At 65.8% G+C, this 20735-nt stretch carries 22 protein-coding genes and 1 tRNA gene; 13 read left to right on the forward strand and 10 right to left on the reverse strand.

The features are described from left to right. Window positions 1–379: 379 nt before the first annotated feature. From ACN0YL_RS10700 to ACN0YL_RS10715, 4 genes are all read right to left on the reverse strand, one after another. The gene (locus tag ACN0YL_RS10700; RefSeq protein ID WP_417491543.1) at window positions 380–922 is read right to left on the reverse strand and encodes a CDP-alcohol phosphatidyltransferase family protein; all 543 of its coding nucleotides are present in this window, start codon (window positions 920–922) and stop codon (window positions 380–382) included. Window positions 923–956: 34 nt separating this feature from the next. Continuing rightward, window positions 957–1595, reverse strand: a complete 639-nt coding sequence (locus ACN0YL_RS10705; RefSeq protein ID WP_417491542.1) for a lysophospholipid acyltransferase family protein — start codon at window positions 1593–1595, stop codon at window positions 957–959. Next, window positions 1596–2546, reverse strand: a complete 951-nt coding sequence (locus ACN0YL_RS10710) for a phosphatidate cytidylyltransferase (protein WP_417497965.1) — start codon at window positions 2544–2546, stop codon at window positions 1596–1598. It abuts the gene before it with no gap. A gap of 155 nt (window positions 2547–2701) precedes the next feature. Then, a complete protein-coding gene (locus ACN0YL_RS10715; RefSeq protein ID WP_417497966.1) occupies window positions 2702–3286 on the reverse strand; it encodes a hypothetical protein in 585 nt (194 codons plus the stop codon). Between the two features lie 174 nt (window positions 3287–3460). Between ACN0YL_RS10715 and ACN0YL_RS10720 the strand changes: the two genes are divergently transcribed. From ACN0YL_RS10720 to ACN0YL_RS10765, 10 genes are all read left to right on the forward strand, one after another. Then, entirely contained in the window at window positions 3461–3745 is a 285-nt protein-coding gene (locus ACN0YL_RS10720; protein ID WP_417491587.1) for a helix-turn-helix domain-containing protein, read from the forward strand. Between the two features lie 67 nt (window positions 3746–3812). Beyond that, window positions 3813–5552 carry a SulP family inorganic anion transporter gene (locus ACN0YL_RS10725; RefSeq protein WP_417497967.1) on the forward strand — a complete coding sequence of 580 codons (1740 nt, stop codon included), beginning with the start codon at window positions 3813–3815 and terminating at the stop codon, window positions 5550–5552. Continuing rightward, a complete protein-coding gene (locus tag ACN0YL_RS10730; RefSeq protein ID WP_417497968.1) occupies window positions 5545–5883 on the forward strand; it encodes a DUF983 domain-containing protein in 339 nt (112 codons plus the stop codon). The genes ACN0YL_RS10725 and ACN0YL_RS10730 overlap by 8 nt, the downstream gene beginning before the upstream one ends. Before the next feature lie 53 nt (window positions 5884–5936). Beyond that, window positions 5937–6299: an ArsR/SmtB family transcription factor gene (locus tag ACN0YL_RS10735; protein WP_417491537.1), complete on the forward strand. Its 363-nt coding sequence runs from the start codon at window positions 5937–5939 to the stop codon at window positions 6297–6299. Beyond that, the gene (locus ACN0YL_RS10740) at window positions 6296–6769 is read left to right on the forward strand and encodes an ArsI/CadI family heavy metal resistance metalloenzyme (protein ID WP_417469026.1); all 474 of its coding nucleotides are present in this window, start codon (window positions 6296–6298) and stop codon (window positions 6767–6769) included. The genes ACN0YL_RS10735 and ACN0YL_RS10740 overlap by 4 nt, the downstream gene beginning before the upstream one ends. Further along, window positions 6769–7797, forward strand: coding sequence for an ACR3 family arsenite efflux transporter (gene arsB / locus ACN0YL_RS10745; protein WP_417497969.1), 1029 nt, complete (start codon window positions 6769–6771; stop codon window positions 7795–7797). Before ACN0YL_RS10740 ends, arsB begins: the two co-directional genes overlap by 1 nt. Continuing rightward, window positions 7794–8231, forward strand: a complete 438-nt coding sequence (arsC, locus tag ACN0YL_RS10750) for an arsenate reductase (glutaredoxin) (protein WP_417497970.1) — start codon at window positions 7794–7796, stop codon at window positions 8229–8231. Before arsB ends, arsC begins: the two co-directional genes overlap by 4 nt. A gap of 92 nt (window positions 8232–8323) precedes the next feature. Next, window positions 8324–9217, forward strand: a complete 894-nt coding sequence (locus ACN0YL_RS10755; protein ID WP_417497971.1) for an N-formylglutamate amidohydrolase — start codon at window positions 8324–8326, stop codon at window positions 9215–9217. Further along, complete coding sequence (locus ACN0YL_RS10760) at window positions 9214–10605, forward strand: YfcC family protein (RefSeq protein WP_417497972.1); 1392 nt, start codon at window positions 9214–9216, stop codon at window positions 10603–10605. Before ACN0YL_RS10755 ends, ACN0YL_RS10760 begins: the two co-directional genes overlap by 4 nt. A 77-nt stretch (window positions 10606–10682) precedes the next feature. After that, entirely contained in the window at window positions 10683–12017 is a 1335-nt protein-coding gene (locus tag ACN0YL_RS10765; protein ID WP_417497973.1) for a M20/M25/M40 family metallo-hydrolase, read from the forward strand. Window position 12018: 1 nt separating this feature from the next. Here ACN0YL_RS10765 and ACN0YL_RS10770 read toward each other — a convergent pair whose 3' ends face one another. Further along, complete coding sequence (locus ACN0YL_RS10770; protein ID WP_417497974.1) at window positions 12019–12948, reverse strand: NAD(P)H-binding protein; 930 nt, start codon at window positions 12946–12948, stop codon at window positions 12019–12021. A gap of 110 nt (window positions 12949–13058) precedes the next feature. Here ACN0YL_RS10770 and ACN0YL_RS10775 point away from each other — a divergent pair, with 110 nt between their 5' ends. After that, window positions 13059–13982 (forward strand): LysR family transcriptional regulator, encoded by a 924-nt coding sequence (locus ACN0YL_RS10775; protein WP_417491529.1) that lies wholly within the window; start codon window positions 13059–13061, stop codon window positions 13980–13982. 13 nt (window positions 13983–13995) lie between these two features. On the opposite strand, the gene ACN0YL_RS10780 is transcribed toward ACN0YL_RS10775, so the two are convergent. Then, window positions 13996–14071: transfer RNA gene (locus tag ACN0YL_RS10780), tRNA-Lys, on the reverse strand. Window positions 14072–14187: 116 nt separating this feature from the next. Here ACN0YL_RS10780 and ACN0YL_RS10785 point away from each other — a divergent pair. Then, a complete protein-coding gene (locus tag ACN0YL_RS10785) occupies window positions 14188–14802 on the forward strand; it encodes a hypothetical protein (RefSeq protein ID WP_417491528.1) in 615 nt (204 codons plus the stop codon). Here ACN0YL_RS10785 and ACN0YL_RS10790 read toward each other — a convergent pair. From ACN0YL_RS10790 to queA, 3 genes are read right to left on the reverse strand one after another with little or no spacing between them, the layout of a single operon-like run. Further along, window positions 14775–15341: a GNAT family N-acetyltransferase gene (locus ACN0YL_RS10790; protein ID WP_417497975.1), complete on the reverse strand. Its 567-nt coding sequence runs from the start codon at window positions 15339–15341 to the stop codon at window positions 14775–14777. The two genes, ACN0YL_RS10785 and ACN0YL_RS10790, sit on opposite strands and share 28 nt — an antisense overlap. Continuing rightward, window positions 15338–16480 (reverse strand): tRNA guanosine(34) transglycosylase Tgt, encoded by a 1143-nt coding sequence (tgt, locus tag ACN0YL_RS10795; RefSeq protein ID WP_417497976.1) that lies wholly within the window; start codon window positions 16478–16480, stop codon window positions 15338–15340. Before tgt ends, ACN0YL_RS10790 begins: the two co-directional genes overlap by 4 nt. After that, window positions 16477–17535: a tRNA preQ1(34) S-adenosylmethionine ribosyltransferase-isomerase QueA gene (gene queA / locus ACN0YL_RS10800; RefSeq protein WP_417497977.1), complete on the reverse strand. Its 1059-nt coding sequence runs from the start codon at window positions 17533–17535 to the stop codon at window positions 16477–16479. The genes tgt and queA overlap by 4 nt, the downstream gene beginning before the upstream one ends. A 202-nt stretch (window positions 17536–17737) precedes the next feature. Between queA and ACN0YL_RS10805 the strand changes: the two genes are divergently transcribed. Then, entirely contained in the window at window positions 17738–18745 is a 1008-nt protein-coding gene (locus ACN0YL_RS10805) for an endonuclease/exonuclease/phosphatase family protein (RefSeq protein ID WP_417497978.1), read from the forward strand. Between the two features lie 315 nt (window positions 18746–19060). On the opposite strand, the gene ACN0YL_RS10810 is transcribed toward ACN0YL_RS10805, so the two are convergent. Then, window positions 19061–20290, reverse strand: coding sequence for a cytochrome C (locus tag ACN0YL_RS10810; RefSeq protein WP_417497979.1), 1230 nt, complete (start codon window positions 20288–20290; stop codon window positions 19061–19063). Window positions 20291–20735: the final 445 nt, after the last annotated feature.

Genomic DNA, 20735 nt, shown 5'->3' on the forward strand with positions numbered 1-20735 from the left:
CCCCCCTGCGCGGGGGTGAACGCCAGTCAGGACCTCGAACGACCGGGCTCCGACCCTGCCATGTCGAGGTCCCGGCCTTCGCCGGGATGACGTGGGATAATTGTCGGCGGTGGGGGATAAGTGAGCGGCAGCGAGGGACTGGCACCTCTGGTGCCTGTCCCGGGGAGGACTCACTTTTCCCGTGGGACGCGTACCAGAGGGACACGTCCCTCTGCACCGGGATAAGTTGGCTCAATTTTCGTCATCCCGCCCCCCTGCGCGGGGGTGAACGCCAGTCAGGACCTCGAACGACCGGGCTCCGACCCTGCCATGTCGAGGTCCCGGCCTTCGCCGGGATGACGTGGGATAATTTTCGGATGGTGGGGATAGGCGGACGCCCCTACCCCGCCAGCGCCCGCACAGCCTGGCGGGTATAGCCTATCAGTGTCACCAGGGTCAGCGCGGCGGCGAGCACGATCACGGTTTCGGCGACCGGGGCGAGTGCGATCTGGGTGCCGGGCACCCGCGCCAGCGGCATCATCGCCAGGCCCAGCCCCGCAAAGCTGGCGATGATCTTGACGGATTCCAGGGGCGAGGCTGTCAGCGCCGCCCGTGCAGCCAGGGCCTCACCGAAGGAGGCGACGATATTGCAGCGCGCAACCAGGATGACGGCGGCGCAGGCCGCGAGCAGGCCGAGATCGCCATGGACCAGAAGACCGGCGACGGCGGCCAGGGTGAGCAACCGGTCGGCGACCAGGTCGAGCATCGCGCCCAGAGCCGAGCTTTCGCCGAGCCCACGCGCGATCTTGCCATCAACGACATCGAGCAGGCCCGAGCCGAGATAGAGCGCCAGCGCGATCCAGCCCGGACCACTCATCGCCAGCAGGATGAAAAGCGGCAGGACCAGGCCCATCCGGAACAGGGTGACGGTATTGGAAATCATCGCAGTCTCCATTCGATGCGGCGTCGCGGCGCACTCACAGCCAGCGCAGCGGCGGCGCATCCTTGCGCAGGGTTTCGATCGTCGTCTTGAGCTGGTCCATGAAAGCGGCCCGGTTGCCCGACCAGGTGAAGGGCGCACCGATAATGGCGCTGCAATTGAAGGGCACGAGAATACGCGCGCCGCGCGGCAGCACCCGCCCGGCGCCCTGAAGATAGACCGGGGTGATGGGAGCTTTGGGAAATTCCTCGGCGAGGCGGGCAATGCCGGCCTTGAAATCCCCCATCTCCTCGGCCTTGCCGCGCGTGCCCTCCGGGAAGATCAGCAATATCTCGCCGCGCGCCAGCGCCGCCTTGCAGCCCGCCAGGACATCGCTGCGGCCGGCGCCCGTGCGGGTGATGGGCAGAATGCCGACGACGCGCTGGTAGAACCAGCTGGAGAATGGCGTCTTGAGGAAATGATCGGCCGCCGCGACCGGCCGGATTTCCGCCAGGCTGGCGGAGGGAAACAGGCAGATCAGCAATAGCGTGTCGATATGGCTGTTGTGATTGGCCGCAATCATCGCCGGCCCCTGGGTCGGCAGATTGCGCGCCCCTCGCACATCAAACCCTATGATCAGCCAGGCAAAGGGCTTCACGAGCAGGACCAGAATCAGTCGGCGCACCAGCTGCAGCATCTAGAAGCGCTCCAGGGCGAAGATCGCCAGCATGTGGAAATACCAGGGCGCGGTGAACATCAAACTGTCGAGCCGGTCGAGGACACCGCCATGGCCCGGCAGGAAGAGGCTGGTATCCTTGACCCCGAGATCGCGCTTGATCGCCGACATGGTGATATCACCGAAAAAGCCCAGCACCGGCAGGACCGTCCCGATCAGCACGCTCGGCCAGAAGGCCAGCGGCGTGAAGAAGGGCGCCAGCACGACAAACACGATCGCCGTTGTCGCGAAGCCGCCGATCGCGCCTTCCCAGGTCTTGTTGGGGCTGACGGTGGGGATGATCTTGTGACGGCCGAAGGCCTTGCCCCAAACGTATTGGGCGACATCATTGAACTGGGTGATGAAGATCAGGAAGAAGACCAGACCGGCTGCGCCCGCCTGCGGCACCTCTGCCGCCGGTGTGCGCATCAGGAAGGCGACATGGCCGAGATTGTAGACGCAGACAATCACGCCCCAGTGCATCACCCCGATCGTCGCGAGAAACCCGTCGGTCCGGCCGAGCAAGGTCATCATCACCGCCGTGGCGACGAAGACATAGATCGGCACGATCACCAGGAAATAGGCGTAATTGTCGATCCAGATCGCCCAATAGCTGATCAGGATCGAGGCATAGACCACCAGCACCACCAGCCGGTCCTCGCGCCGCGTGGGCGCCAGGGTGAGAAATTCCCGCAGGGCGACGAAACTGACGAAGGCGAAGACAATCGTGAAGGCCTGCCAGCCGGCCAGGAGGGCACCGCCGATCACGCCGCAGATCAGCCACCAGCTGCGCATGCGCGGACCGAGGTCGCTCCATCGGCCCTGCTGCAGGCGCGGCAGGATGATCGCGGCCAGACTGCCGGCGAGCAAAAGCGCCAACAGCCCGGCAAAGCCGGCGCCGAGCGGGACAGGAAGCGGGGCGAACGGGTTCAAGCCCCGCCGCCAGCGATGCGGCGGGCAGGTGCGGACCTGCCTGCGAGTTTCAATCTGCACGCCAAGACCGGTTTCCCCATTGCCATTGCAACCCTAGCGGTGAATCGGCTTCACGCAATAGCGATCAGGACGGCACGGATCGATACGGGGCGCCGCTACTCCGGACAGCGCACCAGCGTCCAGGCGTCCTTGCGGCCGCCATCGGCCCAGTGGACCAGATTGCCATCGATCACCGCGAGATTGTAGTCGATCGGTTGCTCATCGCCCTCGACGCTGCACAGGCCGGTGACACGCCATTGTGACGGGCCGGTCTCGGTGACGCTGTCGAACTCGCAATGGGCCTCATGCTGGTCATAGCCGTCGGCGCGCAGGATCATCGGCGGTTGCTCGTATTCCTGTCCGACGGCGCATTGCGCCAGATCGACGCCCCAGGTGCCGACATAGGCAGGCGCGGCGACCGACGCAGATGGAGCAGGCCCCTTGCCAGGCACGGCCGCGGCAGGCTCGGTGGCAGCGGGCTCGGCCGGGTCGGGCTCAGTGGCAGCTGACGGCTCGCTCGCCATCTGGCTGTCCACTTCGGTGGCCGGTGCGGCCATCTCGGCCGGTGCGGCCATCTCGGCCGGTGCGGCGGCGTCCGGGGCCGCAGGGGCCTCCTCGCCGCCACAGGACACGAGCAATGCGGATGCGAGCAAAAGCGAGCCCGCAGGCAGACAGTTTGCGAAGCGGTCAGAACTGGACATGATTTCCCCCATTGGCCTGAAAAACCTGAATATTCCGGCCAGCTTGGGCGAGACCGGCGGTTTGTACAAGTGGGCAGGAGGCTGCGGCAGAAAATCGCAGCTCAAGCAGCAATAATGATGTTTCATATATCATCATTAATGCGTATGCTCGAATCGCAAACGGAAAACGCGATCATGATCACCTCGGCCCAGATGCGCGCGGCGCGCGCCCTGCTCGGAATCGACCAGAAGACACTGGCGGCCAGGGCCGGCGTCTCGGTCCCGACGATCCAGCGGATGGAAGCCAGCGATGGCAATGTGCGCGGCGTGGTCGGATCGCTGGTGCGTGTGGTCGAGGCGCTTGAAGGCCTCGGCGTCGAGTTGATCGGCGATCATGCGCCCAGCCAGGGGACAGGGCGCGGCGTGCGCCTGAAGGCACCGCCCGATGCGGCGACCGATGAGATCTCAACAGCAGACTGAATTTTCTTTCGCGACGGCGACCGCCGACTGATGCCGACGATCCCGCCCCTCTTGAAGGCAGGTGGACATGACCCAGACGACCCAGAAGCAGACCCGCAAAGCCGCAAGTCAGGAACCGCCTGTCCTCGGCGAACTCTTCCTGCCCAAGCTGATCACCGTGCTGCGCGAGGGCTATACCCTGGCGCATTTGCGCAGCGATGCCGTCGCCGGTCTCACGGTGGCGATTGTCGCCCTGCCGCTGTCGATGGCAATCGCGATTGCCGCCGGCGCCTCGCCGGCCCAGGGCATCATCACGGCAATCATCGGCGGTTTCTTCGTTTCCCTGCTCGGCGGCAGCCGGTTCCAGATCGGTGGTCCGGCCGGGGCCTTCATCGTGCTGATGGCAACAACAGCCCAGACCTTCGGCATGGACGGGCTGATCCTGGCGACGCTGATGTCGGGCGCCATCCTGATGGCGATCGGCTTCTTCAAGCTCGGCACCTATATCAAATTTATCCCCTACCCGGTCACGGTCGGTTTCACCGCCGGCATCGCGGTGATCATTTTCGCCAGCCAGGTCAAGGAATTGCTCGGCCTGCAACTCGCCGTGCCCGAACCGGGCCCGCTGCTGGAAAAACTGCCGGTGCTCTGGCAGGCCCTGCCGACGACCGATGCACTGACCATAGCGGTCTCGGCGGCGACGGTGCTGGTGATCATCGGCATCCGTCATGTCAGACCACACTGGCCGGGCATGCTGATCGCTGTCGCGCTCGCCGCCGGCGCCACCGCCGCCTTCTCGCTGCCGCTGGAGACCATCGGCTCGCGCTTTGGCGGTATTCCGTCCAGCCTGCCCTGGCCTTCCCTGCCCGATATCTCCGGCCCGCGCCTGATGGCGCTTTTGCCGAGCGCCTTCGCCTTTGCGCTGCTGGGTTCGATTGAATCCCTGCTCTCGGCTGTGGTCGCCGATGGCATGACCGGGCGGCATCACCGCTCCAATAGCGAGCTCGTCGCCCAGGGCGTCGCCAATATCGGCTCGTCCCTGTTTGGCGGCATCTGCGTGACCGGCACGATTGCGCGCACCGCGACCAATGTCCGCGCCGGGGCCCACGGCCCCGTCGCCGGCATGATGCATGCCGGCTTTCTGCTGCTCTTCATCCTGATTGCGGCCCCGCTGGCCAGCTTCATCCCGCTCGCCTGCCTGGCCGGGGTGCTGGCCCTGGTGGCGTGGAACATGGTCGAGAAACACGCTTTCATGATCCTGCTGCGCGCCTCGCGCGCCGATGCGGTGATCCTGCTGGCAACCTTCGGCCTGACGATTTTCCGCGATCTGACGGAAGCCATCATCGTCGGCTTCGCCATCGGCTCGGTCGTCTTCATCCACCGCATGTCGCAGACCACCGCAATCGAGAGCCTGACGCCCTTTGTCGACGAGGACCGGCCCGACCGTGTCACCGCGCCGGCCGACGCCAAGGCCGGGCCGACCGAGCAGGATGCCGACATCCTGGTCTACCGCATCAGCGGTGCCTTCTTCTTCGGCGCCGCCGCCTCGATCGGCTCGGTGCTGGAGCGAATCGCCGACACCCATCGCGTCCTGATCATCGATTTTGCCGCCGTGCCCTTCGTCGACTCCACTGCGGCGAACATGATCCTCGGCCTGGCGCAACGGGCCCGGCAACGCGGCCTGCCGGTGATCATATCGGGCGCCTCGACAGTCGTGCAGCAAAAGCTGACGGCGCTGGAGATTACCGCGCCGCTGGCGAGCTATGAGCCGGCGCTGGAACCGGCGATGGCCGCGGCGCGCAGCTGGATCGACGGGCATCATGAATAAGCTCCTGCCGGTCTGGCGCGCCTTCAACCTGCGCTGTCCGGCCTGCGGCAAGGGCAAGCTCTATGCGCGCTATCTCAAACCGGTCGAGGTGTGTGAGGTCTGCGGCGAACCGATCGGGCTGATCCGCGCCGAGGATGGTCCCGCCGCCTGGACGATTCTCGGCCTCGGGCCGTTTCTGGTGCCGATTGCCTTCATGGTCTCGATGAGCGGGGCACCGATCTGGCTGACCCTGCCGCTGATGCTGCTCGGCGCCATCGGCATCGTATTGCTGGCGCTGCCGCGGGTGAAAGGCGTCTTCATCGCGGTGTTGTGGAATATGGGCCGGCGCTGAGCCGCGTGAAAATCCGGCTTGACGGCGGATATTATTTCTATAATCGTTGAATTATGGAAACATCACTCGCAGTCCTTCGTCTCTCCGCCCTGGCCCAGGCCAACCGCCTGTCGGTCTTCCGCCTGCTGGTTCGGGCCGGCAAGACCGGCCTTGCCGCCGGCGAGATCGCGCGCCAGCTCGACATCGCCCCCAATACGCTCTCGGCGCAGCTGACCGTGCTGGCCAATGCCGGCCTGGTCGACAGCCGCCGCGAGGGCCGCTCGATCATCTATACCGCCGCCTTCGAACAGATGGGCGATCTGCTCGTCTATCTGGTCGAGGATTGCTGCCAGGGCGATGCCGGCGTCTGCACGCCGGTGATGGACGCAGCCCAGCGCATCGCCTGCACCCCCTCATCCAAAGGAGCCTGCTCATGAAACGCCTGCACATCCACGTCGCCGTCGACGATCTGCCCGGCTCGATCAAATTCTACTCGACCCTGTTTGCCAGCGAACCGAGCGTCGAAAAATCCGACTACGCCAAATGGATGCTCGAGGATCCACGCGTCAATTTCGCCATCAGCGCCCGCGGCGCCAAGACCGGGATCGAACATCTCGGCATCCAGGCCGAAGACGGCGCGGAACTGGCCGAGGTCTATCAACGCCTCGCCAGCGCCGACGCCGCCGTGCTTGAAGAGGGCGAAACGACCTGCTGCTACGCCAAGTCCGAAAAGAGCTGGGTCAATGATCCCAGCGGCATCGCCTGGGAGGTGTTTCACACCACCGGCGAAGCGGTCACCTATGGCGGCGCCGCTGCCGGCGCCGATTTGCCGCCCTCCGCCCGGGCCGGCAGCGAAGCGCAAGCCTGCTGCACCCCGACGGTCAAGCGCGACGGCGCCTGCTGCTGATGGGCACGTTCGAACGCTATCTCTCCGGCTGGGTTGCGCTTGCAATCATCGTCGGGATCGCCCTCGGCCAGCTGGCGCCCGACCTTCTGGGCGCCCTGGCCGCGCTCGAAATCGCGCACGTCAACCTGCCGGTTGCGCTGCTGATCTGGGCCATGGTCTGGCCGATGATGATCGGGATTGATCTGGCCAGTGTGAAAGAAGTCGGCAAACAACCCAAGGGCCTGATCATCACCCTGGTGGTCAACTGGCTGATCAAGCCCTTCACCATGGCCGCCCTCGGCGTCCTGTTTTTCAAACACGTCTTCGCCGGACTGATCCCCCCCGCCGATGCGCAGGGCTATCTCGCCGGCCTGATCCTGCTCGGCGCCGCACCCTGCACCGCCATGGTGTTTGTCTGGTCACAGCTGACGCGCGGCGATGCCGCCTACACACTGGTCCAGGTCAGCGTCAATGACACCATCATGGTCTTCGCCTTCGCGCCGATCGTGGCGCTGCTGCTCGGCGTGACCGATATTGCCGTGCCGTGGGAGACCCTGCTGATCTCGGTCGGGCTCTATGTCGTCATTCCGCTGATCGCCGGAATGCTCACCCGGCGCATCCTGATCCGCCGCGGCGGCGAAGCGGCGATCACCGCCTTCACCGACCGCATCAAACCGGTCTCGATGATCGCGCTGCTGGCCACCGTGGTTCTGCTGTTCGGCTTTCAGGGTCAGGTCATCCTGGCACGGCCGCTGATCATCGCCCTGATCGCGGTGCCGATCATCCTGCAATCCTACGCCATCTTCGCGCTCGCCTATGGCGCCGCCTGGGCCTGGAAACTGCCGCATGCGGTCGCCGCGCCCTGCGCCATGATCTCGACCTCGAATTTCTTCGAGCTCGCGGTCGCCGTCTCGATCAGCCTGTTCGGATTGAATTCCGGCGCGGCGCTGGCGACCGTGGTCGGCGTGCTGGTCGAGGTGCCGGTGATGCTCTCCCTGGTCGCGATCGCCAATGCGACGCGCGCCCGCTTCCCCGGGGCCAATCCATGATCGTCGTCCACCACAACCCCGCCTGCGCCACCTCGCGCAATGTGCTGCAGACGATCGAGGCGGCCGGCTATGCGCCGGTGGTGGTCGAGTATCTGACCGAGGGCTGGACCCGGCCGCAATTGCTCGGCCTGTTCGCCGCCGCCGGCCTGACCCCGCGCACCGCGCTGCGCGAAACCAAGTCGCCCGCCGCCGAGCTCGGCCTGCTCGAGCCCGGCGTCAGCGAGGCGCGCATCCTCGACGCCATGCTCGAGCACCCGGTTCTGGTCAATCGCCCCATCGTCTGCACCGGCAAGGGCGTCCGGCTCTGCCGCCCCAGCGAGGCCGTGCTCGACCTGCTCGACAACTGGCCGCAAGGCCCCTTCACCAAGGAGGATGGCGAGATCATCATCGATGCTGACGGCCAGCGTGCCGACGGCGCGGGTCAGAGCGGATAATCCCGTCGTCCCGACAGATTTTTCTGGTCAGGCCGCAGCATTTCCCGGAACACTGAATCCCGACGCCGAATCCACGGCGTCCGGAGTATTTCGTGGCCACACCCGATCCTGCAACCGCGCCCGCGTTCCGCCTCTCCCTGCCGGACGGGGACACGGCGGTTCCGCTGGTGCTGGATTCGCCGCATAGCGGCACGGCCCTGCCGCCCGGCTTCGAGACACTGGCGACGCGAGAGCAGCAGCTCACCGCCTGGGACGCCTTCATTCCCGACCTGTGGCGCGGCGCGGTCGAGGCCGGCGCCAGCCTGCTCGAGGCGGAGTTCCCGCGCATCGTGATCGACCCCAATCGGGCCGCCGACGATATCGATCCGGAGATGGTCGACGGGGCATGGCCGCTCGCCTGGGGCAAGCTGGCACCGACACGCTATAGCGCGCGCGGGATGGGGCTGATCCGCAAGCTGATCCTACCCGGCCTGCCGATGTATGCCGGCCCGCTGACGCCGCAGGAGATCCACCGGCGGATCGACACGCTCTACACGCCCTATCACTGCGCCCTCGCCGACCGGCTTGATGCCCTGCACGCCCGCTTCGGAGGGGTCTGGCATATCAATGCCCATTCGATGAAGTCCCAGCCCAATGCGATGAATATCGATCTCGGCCAGGCGCGGCCCGACATGGTGCTCGGCGATCTCGACGGGACCAGTGCAGCGGCGGACTTCACCGATCTGGTCGAGCGCGAATTGCGCGCCTGCGGTTATTCGGTCGCGCGCAACCAGCCCTATAAGGGCGGCGATATTGTGCGACGCCATGGCCATCCTGCCCGCGGGCGCCACAGCCTGCAGATCGAGATCAACCGCGCCCTCTACATGGATGAGGCCCGTTTCGAGCCATCCCCCGGATTTGACGCCCTGCAACGCAATCTCACAGGCCTCGCCCGGGCCATCGCCAACGACCTGCGCGCGCGCACCCAGCCAGGACAGACCCGATGACAAGCACCACCAAACCGGCCCGTCCGATGAACCCGGTCATCATCCTGCTGGGGATATTGCTGCTGGCGACACTGATGACCTGGCTGGTCGGTTCCGGCAGCTATGAGCGTGCCGGACGTCTGATCGTGCCTGACAGCTATGCGCCAATGGGCAAGGACGGGTCGCTGACCGGGGTCTTCCTGCCGGTCGAGGCGCGCGAGGGTATGGCGACGCCGGTCAGCCTGACCGAAACCCTGCGCGCGATTCCCGAAGGCCTGCAGCGCGCCGCCAATCTGATCTTCATGGTGCTGATCATTGGCGGCCTGTTCGGTATTCTCGACCGCGCCGGCGTGGTCGAGAATGGCATCAACCGGCTGCTGCACGCCGTGAAGGGCAATGTCATGGTGCTGGTCGCCGCCCTGATGACGATCTTCTCGGCCGGCAGCGCCTTTTTGGGCCTTGCCTCGGAATACCTGATCGTCATCCCTGTGATGACAGCGTTGGCGACGCGCATCGGCCTGTCGCCGATCATCGGCTTCGCCATCGTCACCATCGCGGTCAAGGTCGGCTATCTCGCCTCGGTCACCAATCCGATCCCGCTGACCATCGCCCAGCCGCTGGTCGGGGTGCCGATCTTTTCCGGCGCCGGATTACGCCTCGCCTTCTATGCGGTGTTTCTGGCGGCCGGGATCGGCTTTCTGCTCTACCGCGTGCGCGGCATGAACAAGGGCGAAGCCATCACCATCACCGACCATCCCGTGCCCGACATGACCTGGCGTGAAGGCGCGATGCTGGCGATCCTGGTGATCGGCATCGGCATTATCCTGACCGGATCGACGCGCTGGGAATGGTCGCATCACGAGCTTTCGGCCTGCTATATCGCCATGAGCCTCGCCCTCGCATTCGCCAGCGGCCTCACGCCCAATGAAAGCGCCGACGCCTTCATTTCGGGCATGAAGAAAGTCCTGCTCGCCAGCGCCCTGATCGGGGTCGCCATGGCGGTCACCGTGGTGCTGGAGGATGGCCGCATCCTCGACACGATTGTCCACGCCCTCAATGGCGCCGTCGGCGAACACGGGTCCTATGTCACCGCGATCTCGATGTTCGGCTCGCAGCTGGTGCTCGATTTCCTGATCCCCTCGACCTCCGGCCAGGCCGCCGTCACCATGCCAATCCTGGCGCCCCTGGCGCAGCTGGCCGATGTCGGGCCGCAAACCACCGTCATCGCCTTCCTGTTCGGCAATGGCATCACCAATATGCTGACCCCGACCTCGGGCACATTGCTCGCCTATCTCGCCGCCGGCCGCATCGACTGGCTCGACTGGGCCAAATTCATCGCGCCGCTCTGGGCCGGCTTCATCGTCATCGCCTGTCTCCTGCTCGGCGTGTCGGTCTGGCTGGGCGCCTAGCTGTGCCGGCCCGGGGCTGGCCGGCGGAGCCGATCCGCCTATAGTCACCGCCAAATCGAGCTACATCAGGAGTGAACATGCGCGCGAAAATGATGATCGCCAGCCTCGCGGGCCTCGCCCTGCTGGGCGGTTGTGCGAGCACCAGCTGGCCGGCGCCGCAGCCGGCAATGGCTGAACCGGCCGCATCCGCGCGGCCTGCCGATGATGGCCGCATCACAGGCCTTATGGCCGACGCGCGGGTGCAGGCCGCGTTCAGTGAGATCGAGGCGATGCGCACGCTCAATAATGAGCGCCTGGTCGAACTGACCGAAATCCCCGCCCCGCCCTTCGCAGAGCAGGCACGCGGCACAGAAATGGCGGCCCGCATGCGCGCGCTCGGGCTGGATGATGTCAGCATCGACGCCGTCGGCAATGTCATCGGCCGCCGCCCCGGCACCGCCGGCAGCGAGGCGCGCCGCATCGCCATCGTCGCCCATCTCGACACCGTGTTTCCGGAGGGCACCGACGTCACCGTTCACCGCGAGGGGGACCTGTTCACCGCGCCGGGGATTGGCGATAATTCGCGCGGACTGGTGGTCCTGCTCAGCCTGATCGATGCGATGCAACAGGCCGGGATCGAGACCCGCGATGATCTCGTCTTCATCGCCTCGGTCGGCGAGGAAGGCCTCGGCGATCTGCGCGGCGTGCGCCACCTCTACGCCAACGGGGCCTCGCCGTTTGACAGTTTCATTGCCATTGATGGCGGAGAGGCGGCGCGGCTGGTCGTCACCGCCGTCGGCTCGATCCGCTACCGCGTCACCTTCCGCGGACCGGGCGGGCATTCCTATGGCGCCTTCGGTCGCGCCCAGCCGCACCAGGCGCTGGCCGAGGCGATCCTGCGCTTCACCGAAGCGGCGACACCGATCACCGAATCCGGGCCCAAGGCGACCTTCTCCTTCGGCCGTGTCGGTGGCGGCACCTCGGTCAATTCGATTCCGTTCGAAAGCTGGATGGAAGTCGATATGCGCTCGGCCAATCCGCCCAAGCTCGCCGCATTGCACGAAGCCTTTCTTGGCGCGGTCGATGCGGCGCTCGAGGCTGCCAATGCACGCCGCCGCCAGGGCGAGGCGATGACGGTCGAACTCGATGCCGTCGGCAACCGGCCACCGGGCGAAGGCGATCTCTCCGCGCCGCTGGTGCAAAACGCCATGGCCGCGATGCGCGCCCTCGGCCTCGACCCCGAACTGGCCGCCTCCTCCACCGACGCCAATATCGCGATCTCGCGCGGCGTCCCGGCGGTCACGCTGAGCCGCGGCGGCATTTCCCGCAATGCCCACGCACCCAATGAAAGCTGGCAGGACGAACAGTCCCACGAGGCGATCCAGATCGCCCTGCTGGTCGCGCTGGCCGAGGCGGGGCTGGCGGAGCGGTAGTTCAGCGCGCCCGGCCAATCCCGATAGCCAGCGCCTGCGCCAGTGGCGTCGGCTGGAAGTCCGGCAGGAGTTGCGCCAGCCGTGCGCCGTCAATCGCGTGTGGCACATGCCACAGATATTCCATCTCGCAGACCTCGCGCATCTGGGCGTTGACCAGGCCCAGCAGGCGCAGGAACGTCCAGGGCATGCCGGTGATTTTCAGCCGGCGTCCGGCCACGCCCTCAAGCGCATCCACCAGCTCGCGACCGGTCAATGCATAGCCGGCAAAGCCGATAGTCTCGAAGCTTGGGAGCGCAGCGCGTTGCCCGGCCAGCGCCGCCATGGCCCGCGCCATATCGGGCAGGAAGGCCCAGGCGTGAACCCGGTCGAGCGGTCCGGGATACATCACCTGGCCGCGCGCGATATTCGCGGTGATATGGTCCTCGAACCAGTTGCCGGATTTCACGCCCTCAAAGAAATCGCCGCCACGCAGGATGACGGTCTGGACGCCGTCGGCCGCGGCACCGGCATAGGCCCGTTCCATCTCGACGCGCAGCCCTCCCTTGCGGTGCCGCGCGCGCTGCGGCGTCGCGGCATCCAGACGGGACGGCATATTGCGCCCGAAATTATAGACATTGCCCGGCAGCATGACCGTCGCGCCGGTCTGTTTCGCGGCGGCGATCACGGCCCTGGTGATACGCGGCAGATCGCGTGACCATTTCGGATAGGGCGGATTGACCGCATTGACGATCACATCACAACCGGCGGCCGCGGCACCCAGGCTGGCGGCGGAGAAGGCATCGCCCGTAACACGCGTCTCGCCACCGGCCGGCGCAGCCCCGGTCCAGTCGCGCGCCAATGCCCGCACCGACCAGCCCGCTGCGAGAAAGGCGGTGACGGCGGCACGGCCAAAGCGGCCCCTGGCCCCGAGAATGATGGCTTGTCCTGACATGGAAGACCTCTGCTGGTTTCGGTTTCGAATTGACAGACGGGTTATCGTCATTCAATTTTGATTGAACAATTTACATTTTTGGCTATTTGCCAATCATTTTTGGATACACGATGACGCGCGATTTCGACTGGTCCCATCTGCAGACCTTCCTCGCCGTGGCCGAGCACGGCACGCTCTCCGCCGCCGCCCGCGCCACCGGCGGCAGCCAGCCGACGATGGGCCGGCATATCGCGGCGCTGGAGGAACAGCTCGGCGTGCGCCTGTTCGACCGCGCCGCGCACGGGCTGACGCTAACGCCGACCGGTGGCGATCTGATCGAGCATGCGCGCTCGATGTCGGCGGCGGCCAACCGGCTTTCCCTGACCGCCAGCGGCCGCAGCGAGCATATTGGCGGCACGATCCGCATCACGGCGAGCGAAATCGTCTCGACCTATATCCTGCCTGACATCCTGACCGCCCTGCACCGGGCCGAGCCGGAGATCGAGATCGAACTCGTGGCCTCCGACCGCAGCGAAAACCTGCTGCAGCGCGAGGCCGATATCGCCATCCGCATGTACCGGCCAACCCAGGCCGATGTGTTCACCCGCAAGGTCGGCGATCTGCAACTCGCCATGTTCGCCGCCCGCGATTATGTCGCCCGCCACGGTGTCCCGACCGGCCTGGACGATATCGGCGATCATGTGATGATCGGTTATGACCGCAGCGATCTCATCCTGCGCGAGTTCGCGGCGCTGGGCCGCCCGGTCGACCGCCATTTCTTCGGCTTTCGCTGCGACAGCCAGGTGGTGTGCTGGCGCATGGTGGTGGCCGGCTTCGGCATCGGTTTCAACCAGCTCGAGATCGGTCTCGCCGAACCGCGCGTGCAACGCATCGAGACCGACATCCCCCTGCCCTCACTGCCGATCTGGCTCACCGCCCATTCCGAACTCAAGACCAGCCGCCGCGTACGCCGCGTGTTCGATTTCCTCGCCGAAGCGCTGAAGGCCCAAGGCGCTCATGCCGACGAGCGGAGCGGTGCAGTGCGCGTGGACTGAAAGAAAAAAGGAATGGTGAGCCCGCCGGGGCTCGAACCCGGGACCTACTGATTAAAAGTCAGTTGCTCTACCAGCTGAGCTACAGGCTCCCCTCTCGAGGAAGGCCCTACCTATAGCGGTGATTCCGGTGGGTCAATCGTGGCTTGCCTATGGATTTCAGCAATTGCGATACGGTTTTGCCATAATTGGCGGTAATATCGAATCCATGAGTGGAAAGATCAGTCTCCTGACATGCGTGCTGGCGGCGTTAGCGGTCAGTGCATGTTCCTCGACCGGACAGGGCGCCGGCAGTTTTGCGCGCGACGAGACCAGCGTCGCGGTGGAAGATGCGATCGGCCTGCCGCGCGAGCGGCCCGGGCCGATCATGGTCGATGAGGGCGATGAGACCGTCCCCACCCCCTATGGCGGCGAAGGCTCGCCGCGGCGTTGCTCGACGGTAGCGCGCGACATCGCCCGCCTGACCGTCGTGCTCGGCCCCGACATCGAGGAAGTCGAACGCCGCGAAGCCGAGGCGGATGCGGATCATGACCATGAGGGCTGGATCGACCAGGGGGCCCATTTCGCCTCCCAGGCGCCGGACCTCGCCTCCGACGGCGCGCGCAGCCTGTATCACTCCACCATTGTCGGGCTCAATCCGGTGCGCCCGGTGATCCGGTTCATCGGCGGCGCCAGCCGGATCGAGGACGATGCCCGCGAACGCCGCGACATGGCCCAGCGCCGCCGCGCCTATCTGCGCGGCATCTATGACGGTTTCGGCTGTCCCCCGGCCCAGATGCGGCGGGCATTCGAGGATTATGGACTGCTTGAAGAGGCGGAGTGACGCGCGGGGCCGAGCTGCTTGCAGAACAGCCGCGTATCGCAGGGCGCACCATCGGGCATCAGCGCAAAGCCGGGAATGATCCCGACAGGCGTCCAGCCGGCGCGCGTATAGAGCCGGTCGGCGGGCGTGCCGGGCACGGTATCGAGCACCAGCAGCGTCTTGCCGGCCTCGATGGCCGCCGCCTCGACAGCCGCCAACAGAGCCGCGCCCAGGCCTTGTTTGCGCGCGCTGGAATGCACCAGCATTTTGGAGATATCGCCGCGATGCGGCTGATTGTCGGGCTGGGCGGTCACCAGCTGCACCGAGCCGAGGATGCGGCCGTCAGGCCCGTCTGTCGCTGCGAGCAGGATACGCTCGCCGCGCTCAACGCCGGCGATAATCCCCTGCCAGAACTCACGCGCGCGCTCAGCCGAGAGCGGTGCCATGAAGCCGACCGAAGCGCCGCCCTCGACGATGTCGAGCAGCAGGTCACAGAATTCGTCCAGCCGGGCGGTGATAGTCGGCGCCGTCAGGGCGCGGATGACGAGCGCGTCGCTCATTCGCTGCGCGCTGCCGCCTCGGCGACGCCCTGATCCCATTTCGCCCGGAATTCGCGCCGGAAGGCCTCGTATTCACCCGCCGCGATGGCGGCGCGGATGCGCGCCATCAAGTGTTCGAAATAGGCGATATTGTGCCAGGAGATCAGCATCGCCGAGAGATATTCGCCGGACTTGAACAGGTGGTTGAGATAGGCCTTGGAATAATCCCGGCTGGCGGGGCAATCGATCTCGGGCGCCAGCGGTGTGTCATCCTCGATGAAGTCGGCGCGCTTGATATTGATCGGGCCATAATCCGACCAGGCCTGGCCATGGCGGCCCGAGCGGGTCGGCAGGACGCAATCGAACATGTCGACCCCGCGCGCGACGGCCTCGACCAGATCGATCGGCTTGCCGACGCCCATCAGATAGCGCGGGCGTTCCACGGGCAAATGCGGCGTGGTGAAATCCAACACATCGCACATCTGCTCGAAGCCTTCGCCAACGGCGAGACCGCCAATGGCATAGCCGTCAAAGCCGATTTCCTTGAGCCCTTCAGCCGATTGACGGCGTAAATCTTCGAATACCGAGCCCTGGACAATGCCGAACAAGACCTGGTCATCGCGGGTTCCGAACGCGTCTTTCGAGCGCTGGCCCCAGCGCAGGGAAAGTTCCAGCGAGGCCTTGGCTTCTGCGGGCGTGCAGCCGAAGGCGGTGCATTCATCGAGCTGCATCGAGATGTCGGCGCCGAGCAGGTCGGCCTGGATCTCGATCGAGCGTTCCGGCGTCAGATGATGTTTCGAGCCATCGATATGACTTTGAAAGGTGACGCCCTCCTCGGTCATCTTGCGCAGTTTCGACAGCGACCAGACCTGGAAGCCACCGCTATCGGTCAGGATCGGGCCGCGCCAGGTGGAGAATTTGTGCAGACCGCCCAGACGCTTCACCCGTTCAGCACCGGGGCGCAGCATGAGGTGGTAGGTATTGCCCAGAATGATGTCGGCGCCGGTGTCCTTGACCTGGTCCATATACAGCGCCTTGACCGTGCCCGCCGTGCCGACAGGCATGAAGGCCGGGGTGCGGATATCGCCGCGCGGGGTTTTCAGCGTGCCGGTGCGCGCAGCGCCGTCTCTGGCGTGGATCTCGTAGGCAAAGACGCTCATCGGGCGCGCTCCAACAGGCTGGTATCCCCGTAGGAATAGAAACGATAGCCGTCCGCAATCGCGTGGGCATAGGCGCGCTGCATCGTCTCCAGACCGGCCAGGGCGCTGACCAGCATGAACAGCGTCGAGCGCGGCAGGTGGAAATTGGTCAAAAGCGCGTCGGTGATGCGGAACTCATAGCCGGGCGTGATGAAAATCTCGGTGTCGCGGCTGCCGGCCTCGATACGCCCGACCTCAGGTGCCAGGCTCTCCAGCGTGCGCAGCGCCGTGGTGCCGACCGCGATGACGCGGCGGCCCTCAGCCTTCGCCGCATTGATCGCGTCGGCCGATGCCTGCGAAATCGTGCACCATTCGCCATGCATGAGATGGTCGTCGGTATCATCCGCCTTGACCGGCAGGAATGTGCCGGCGCCGACATGCAGGGTCACATCACAGCGCTCGACACCGCGCGCCGCCAGGGCCGCAAACAGGCGTTCGGTGAAATGCAGCCCGGCGGTCGGCGCGGCGACGCTGCCGTCCTCGCGGGCGAACAGGGTCTGGTAATCCTCGATATCGGCGGCATCGACCTCACGCTTGCGCGCGATATAGGGCGGCAAAGGCGGCACGCCGGTGGCGGCGATGGCCTCGTCGAGCGCAGCGCCGCTCTTGTCAAAGGCCAGCAGGGTGTCGCCCCCTTCGGCCTTTTCGACCACCTCGGCAGAGAAGGCGCCGAATTCGATCACATCGCCGACTTTCAGCCGCTTGGCCGGGCGCACGAAGGCGCGCCAGCGATCGGCGCCGATGCGCTTGTGCAGATTGATCTCGGCACTCACCGCGCCGCCACCACCGACCGCGCGCGCGGCGCGGGTGCCGGTCAGGGCCGCCGGGATCACCCGGGTATCGTTGAACACCAGCAAATCACCGGCGCGCAGCAGATCGGGCAGGTCGAGCACTTGCTTGTCGGCCAGCGCGCCGGAGGCATCGACATGCAGCAGCCGCGCGCCATCGCGCGGACGCGCCGGACGCAGGGCAATGCTGGCCTCGGGGAGGTCGAAATCGAAATCATCTACTCGCATCTGGTGGGGTCTAGAGCATTTTCAGCAAAAGTGGGAACCGGTTTTGCGGTTCGAAAATGCGACCACACGGGATTCAGCATTTTCAGCAAAAGTGGGAACCGGTTTTGCGGTTCGAAAATGCGGCACTTGCATCCGTCGGACACACCGCTTCGCAATCTTTGCTGTGTATGAGAGGCTGCCGACGGTCAAACGGATATTCGACTTGCGTCACACCATTACCGCCCTTCTCGCCACCGGCCTGCTGTGTGGGCTGGCCCTGATACTGATGCTGGCGCCGCTCTGGCGCGGCTTTGACGCCGCGCGCGAGATCTGGCCCATCCTGATCGTGATCGGCGCCCTCGCCGCCCTCAGCGTCCAGGCCAACCGGCATCGCGGCGCCCGCCTGCTCGCGCTGGTGGCTTTCGCGGTGATCCTGCTGCCGGGCGTCGGCGAGACGGTCCGGGCCTGGCGCCAGACACCGGCGGAGCCGACCCCCGACGCCTATGAGATCGCCATCGGCACGCATAATCTGTGGGGCCGCAATGCCTCGCCGATGGATGCCGCCAGCCTGTTGCCGGTGCGCGCGCCGGATGTGCTGGCCTTGCAGGAGAGCTTCGGCAAGGCCAGCGAGGCCGGCGAAGCGCTGGTGGCGCATTATGCCCATGGCGCCCGCTGCCGCTCCAACCGCCTGCTGAGCAATCTGCCCATGCTCGCCTCCGGCTGTGTCGAACTGCCGCCGGCCGTGCTTGAGGCCGCGACGATCCCGTGTGACTGGGAAATTCCGCCCGCCGTGTGGGCGCGCCTGCAATTGCCCGATGGCAGCGAGGCGGTTTTCGTCTCGGTGCACCTGACCTGGCCCTTCCCCGGCGCGACCCAGGACTGCCAGCGCCGCGGCCTCAGCCGCGCCCTGGCACAATGGCCACAGGACCGGCTGGTGGTGATGGGCGATTTCAACGCCGCCGCCCCCGCCTTCGCCCTCGCCCGCCTCGACCGCGATCTCGGTCTTGAGCGCCGCTCGATCGGCATCGCCACCTTCCCCGCCGAGGGCCGTTTCCAGCAAGCCGGCCTGGGCACACCGCCCGTCCCGCCGATGTTGCTCGGGATCGACCATATCTTCGCCGGGGAGGATTGGGAGACGGTCGCCATTGAGGCGGGACCGAATACGGGGTCTGATCACCGGCCGCTACTGGCGACGCTGCGGCTGCGCGGGGCGCTGGCTGATCAGCCGTGAGACCCGTTCTCCACCTGCCGTCCCGATCAACGCGCCTCAATCAGACGTCATGCTCACTAGGTTTTTGAACTCTTGAGAATGAACTGTCTCAAGCTCTTCCCCCGGAGGAGCGCAGCGACTTCCGGGGGAAAACCTATGCTGTGTTTGGTCCCGAGGAGGCCCCGCGCGGGGCCACACCTCGCCCTGAACACCATGCCGAGTCCTGTCTGGCGCTCTGCTTGGCAAGGATTTCAGGGACCGCTGCGCCCTGCGTGGGCGAGTTTTGAAGGAGATTGTTTTCCTCAGGCGATTGCGCCGGGAAACCAATGCCCCGCCTCAACGCCCCTCCACCGTCACCCGCGCAAGATGATTGGTCCCGCTCTGATGGATCAGCAGGGCCTGGCCATCGCGGGTCGTACGCATATGGCGCAATATCCCGGCATGGACCGGGCCGGAGGGGATGGGCCAGCTCTGGAAGGTCTCGGCCTGCGGGTCGAAGCGGACCAGCATGTCGGGGCGCACCCCGCTCTCATTATACCAGATCGCGCCATCAAAAACGGCGATGGCATAGGGATGCGAATTGGGGCCGCTGGGCGAATCCCATTCGCGGATCTCGCCGCTTTGCGGGTCATAGCGGCCGAGCCGCCCCAGCCGCGAATTGACCCACCAGATAATGCCATCGCTATCGATATCGAGCCGGCGCACCGTGGTGCCGGCATCCGGCAGGGTGATTTCCTCGACATCCATCGTTTCCGGGTCGACGCGCAGCAGGCAATTGGCGCCATTGCAGGCGACCCAGACCGTGCCATCTTCCGCGATCTTGACGCCATAGGGCCTCGAGCGCGCGCGTGGACTGTCGACCAGGCGAACCTCGCCGCTTTGCGGATCGAGGCGGCCGATCATATTGCTGCCCTGCAGCGAGAACCACATGATGCCATCGGCGTCGAACTCGGCCGTATGCGGGTCGCGGGCGGCCTCATCGGGCATCGGATATTCGGTGATCTCGCCGGTCGCCGGGTTGAAGCGGCCAATCGTGGCGTTGCGATTGCCGGTATACCAGGCATCGCCATCCGGGCCGATCGTCACCGAATGCGGCCCCGCACCGGCGGGCAGATCAAATTCCTCCATCTCGCCCGTTACCGGGTCGAGCCGGCCGAGAATGTCGAGCCATTGCCCGACCCACCAGATACTGCCATCGGCCGCCTCGACCGGATCGCGCGAGCGCTGCCCCAGGGTCGGCACCTGCCATTCCTCGAAACGGATCGACATCGGACCATCGACCGGTGTCGCGGCGCGGCTGTCATTGCGCGGGTAATGTTCGGCAAGATAGTCAAGGATTTCCGCCTGCATTTCCGGCGCGCCCGACAGGTCGATCATCATCGCGGTCAGCGCGCTCCAGTCCTCGCGCGAATAGCCCGATGTGCGCTCGACCGTGCTGATCGCATGGCAGGCGGAACAGACGGCTTCCACCGTCTCGCGGGCCTCGCTGGCCGGTTGCGCCAGGGCTGCGGCGGGCTGGCAAAGCGTGGCGGCGATGATGAGCAAGGGAAGTGAATGGCGTCGCATGTCAGGGCTCCGGGCGGTGGCATGATCGGGGCAGTGTAGTGGAAGATTGGCGGATTGGGAGGGGAAATCAGGGGATGTCGTTGCGCCGGTGGCGGCGCTCGGCTGCCCGGCGCAAGGCGCTCTATCTCATAACACCACAAACCTTCCCCCGGAGGAGCACAGCGAATTCCGGGGCCTGCCATGCGTTGGCCAGCTGGCTGGATTCCCCTCCGGCAGGCCCCGCAACAAGTGCGGGGGAAGAGTGCGTTGTAAGTTTTGGAATAGCTTGCCCCGCGCCGGCCCACACCCCGCCCTGAAAACCATGCCGGGATCCGGCCAGACTGGACTTGTCTCGTCAAGGGCGCCGGAGGCGCCGCTTCGCGGTTTCACCCTTGACGAGACAAGTCCAGTCTGGCGCCCTGCTTGGCAAGGGTTTCAGGGATCGCTCCGCCCGGCGCGGGCGAAG

Origin of the sequence: Maricaulis sp., assembly GCF_048269565.1 — a bacterium.
Classification (GTDB): Bacteria; Pseudomonadota; Alphaproteobacteria; order Caulobacterales; family Maricaulaceae; genus Maricaulis.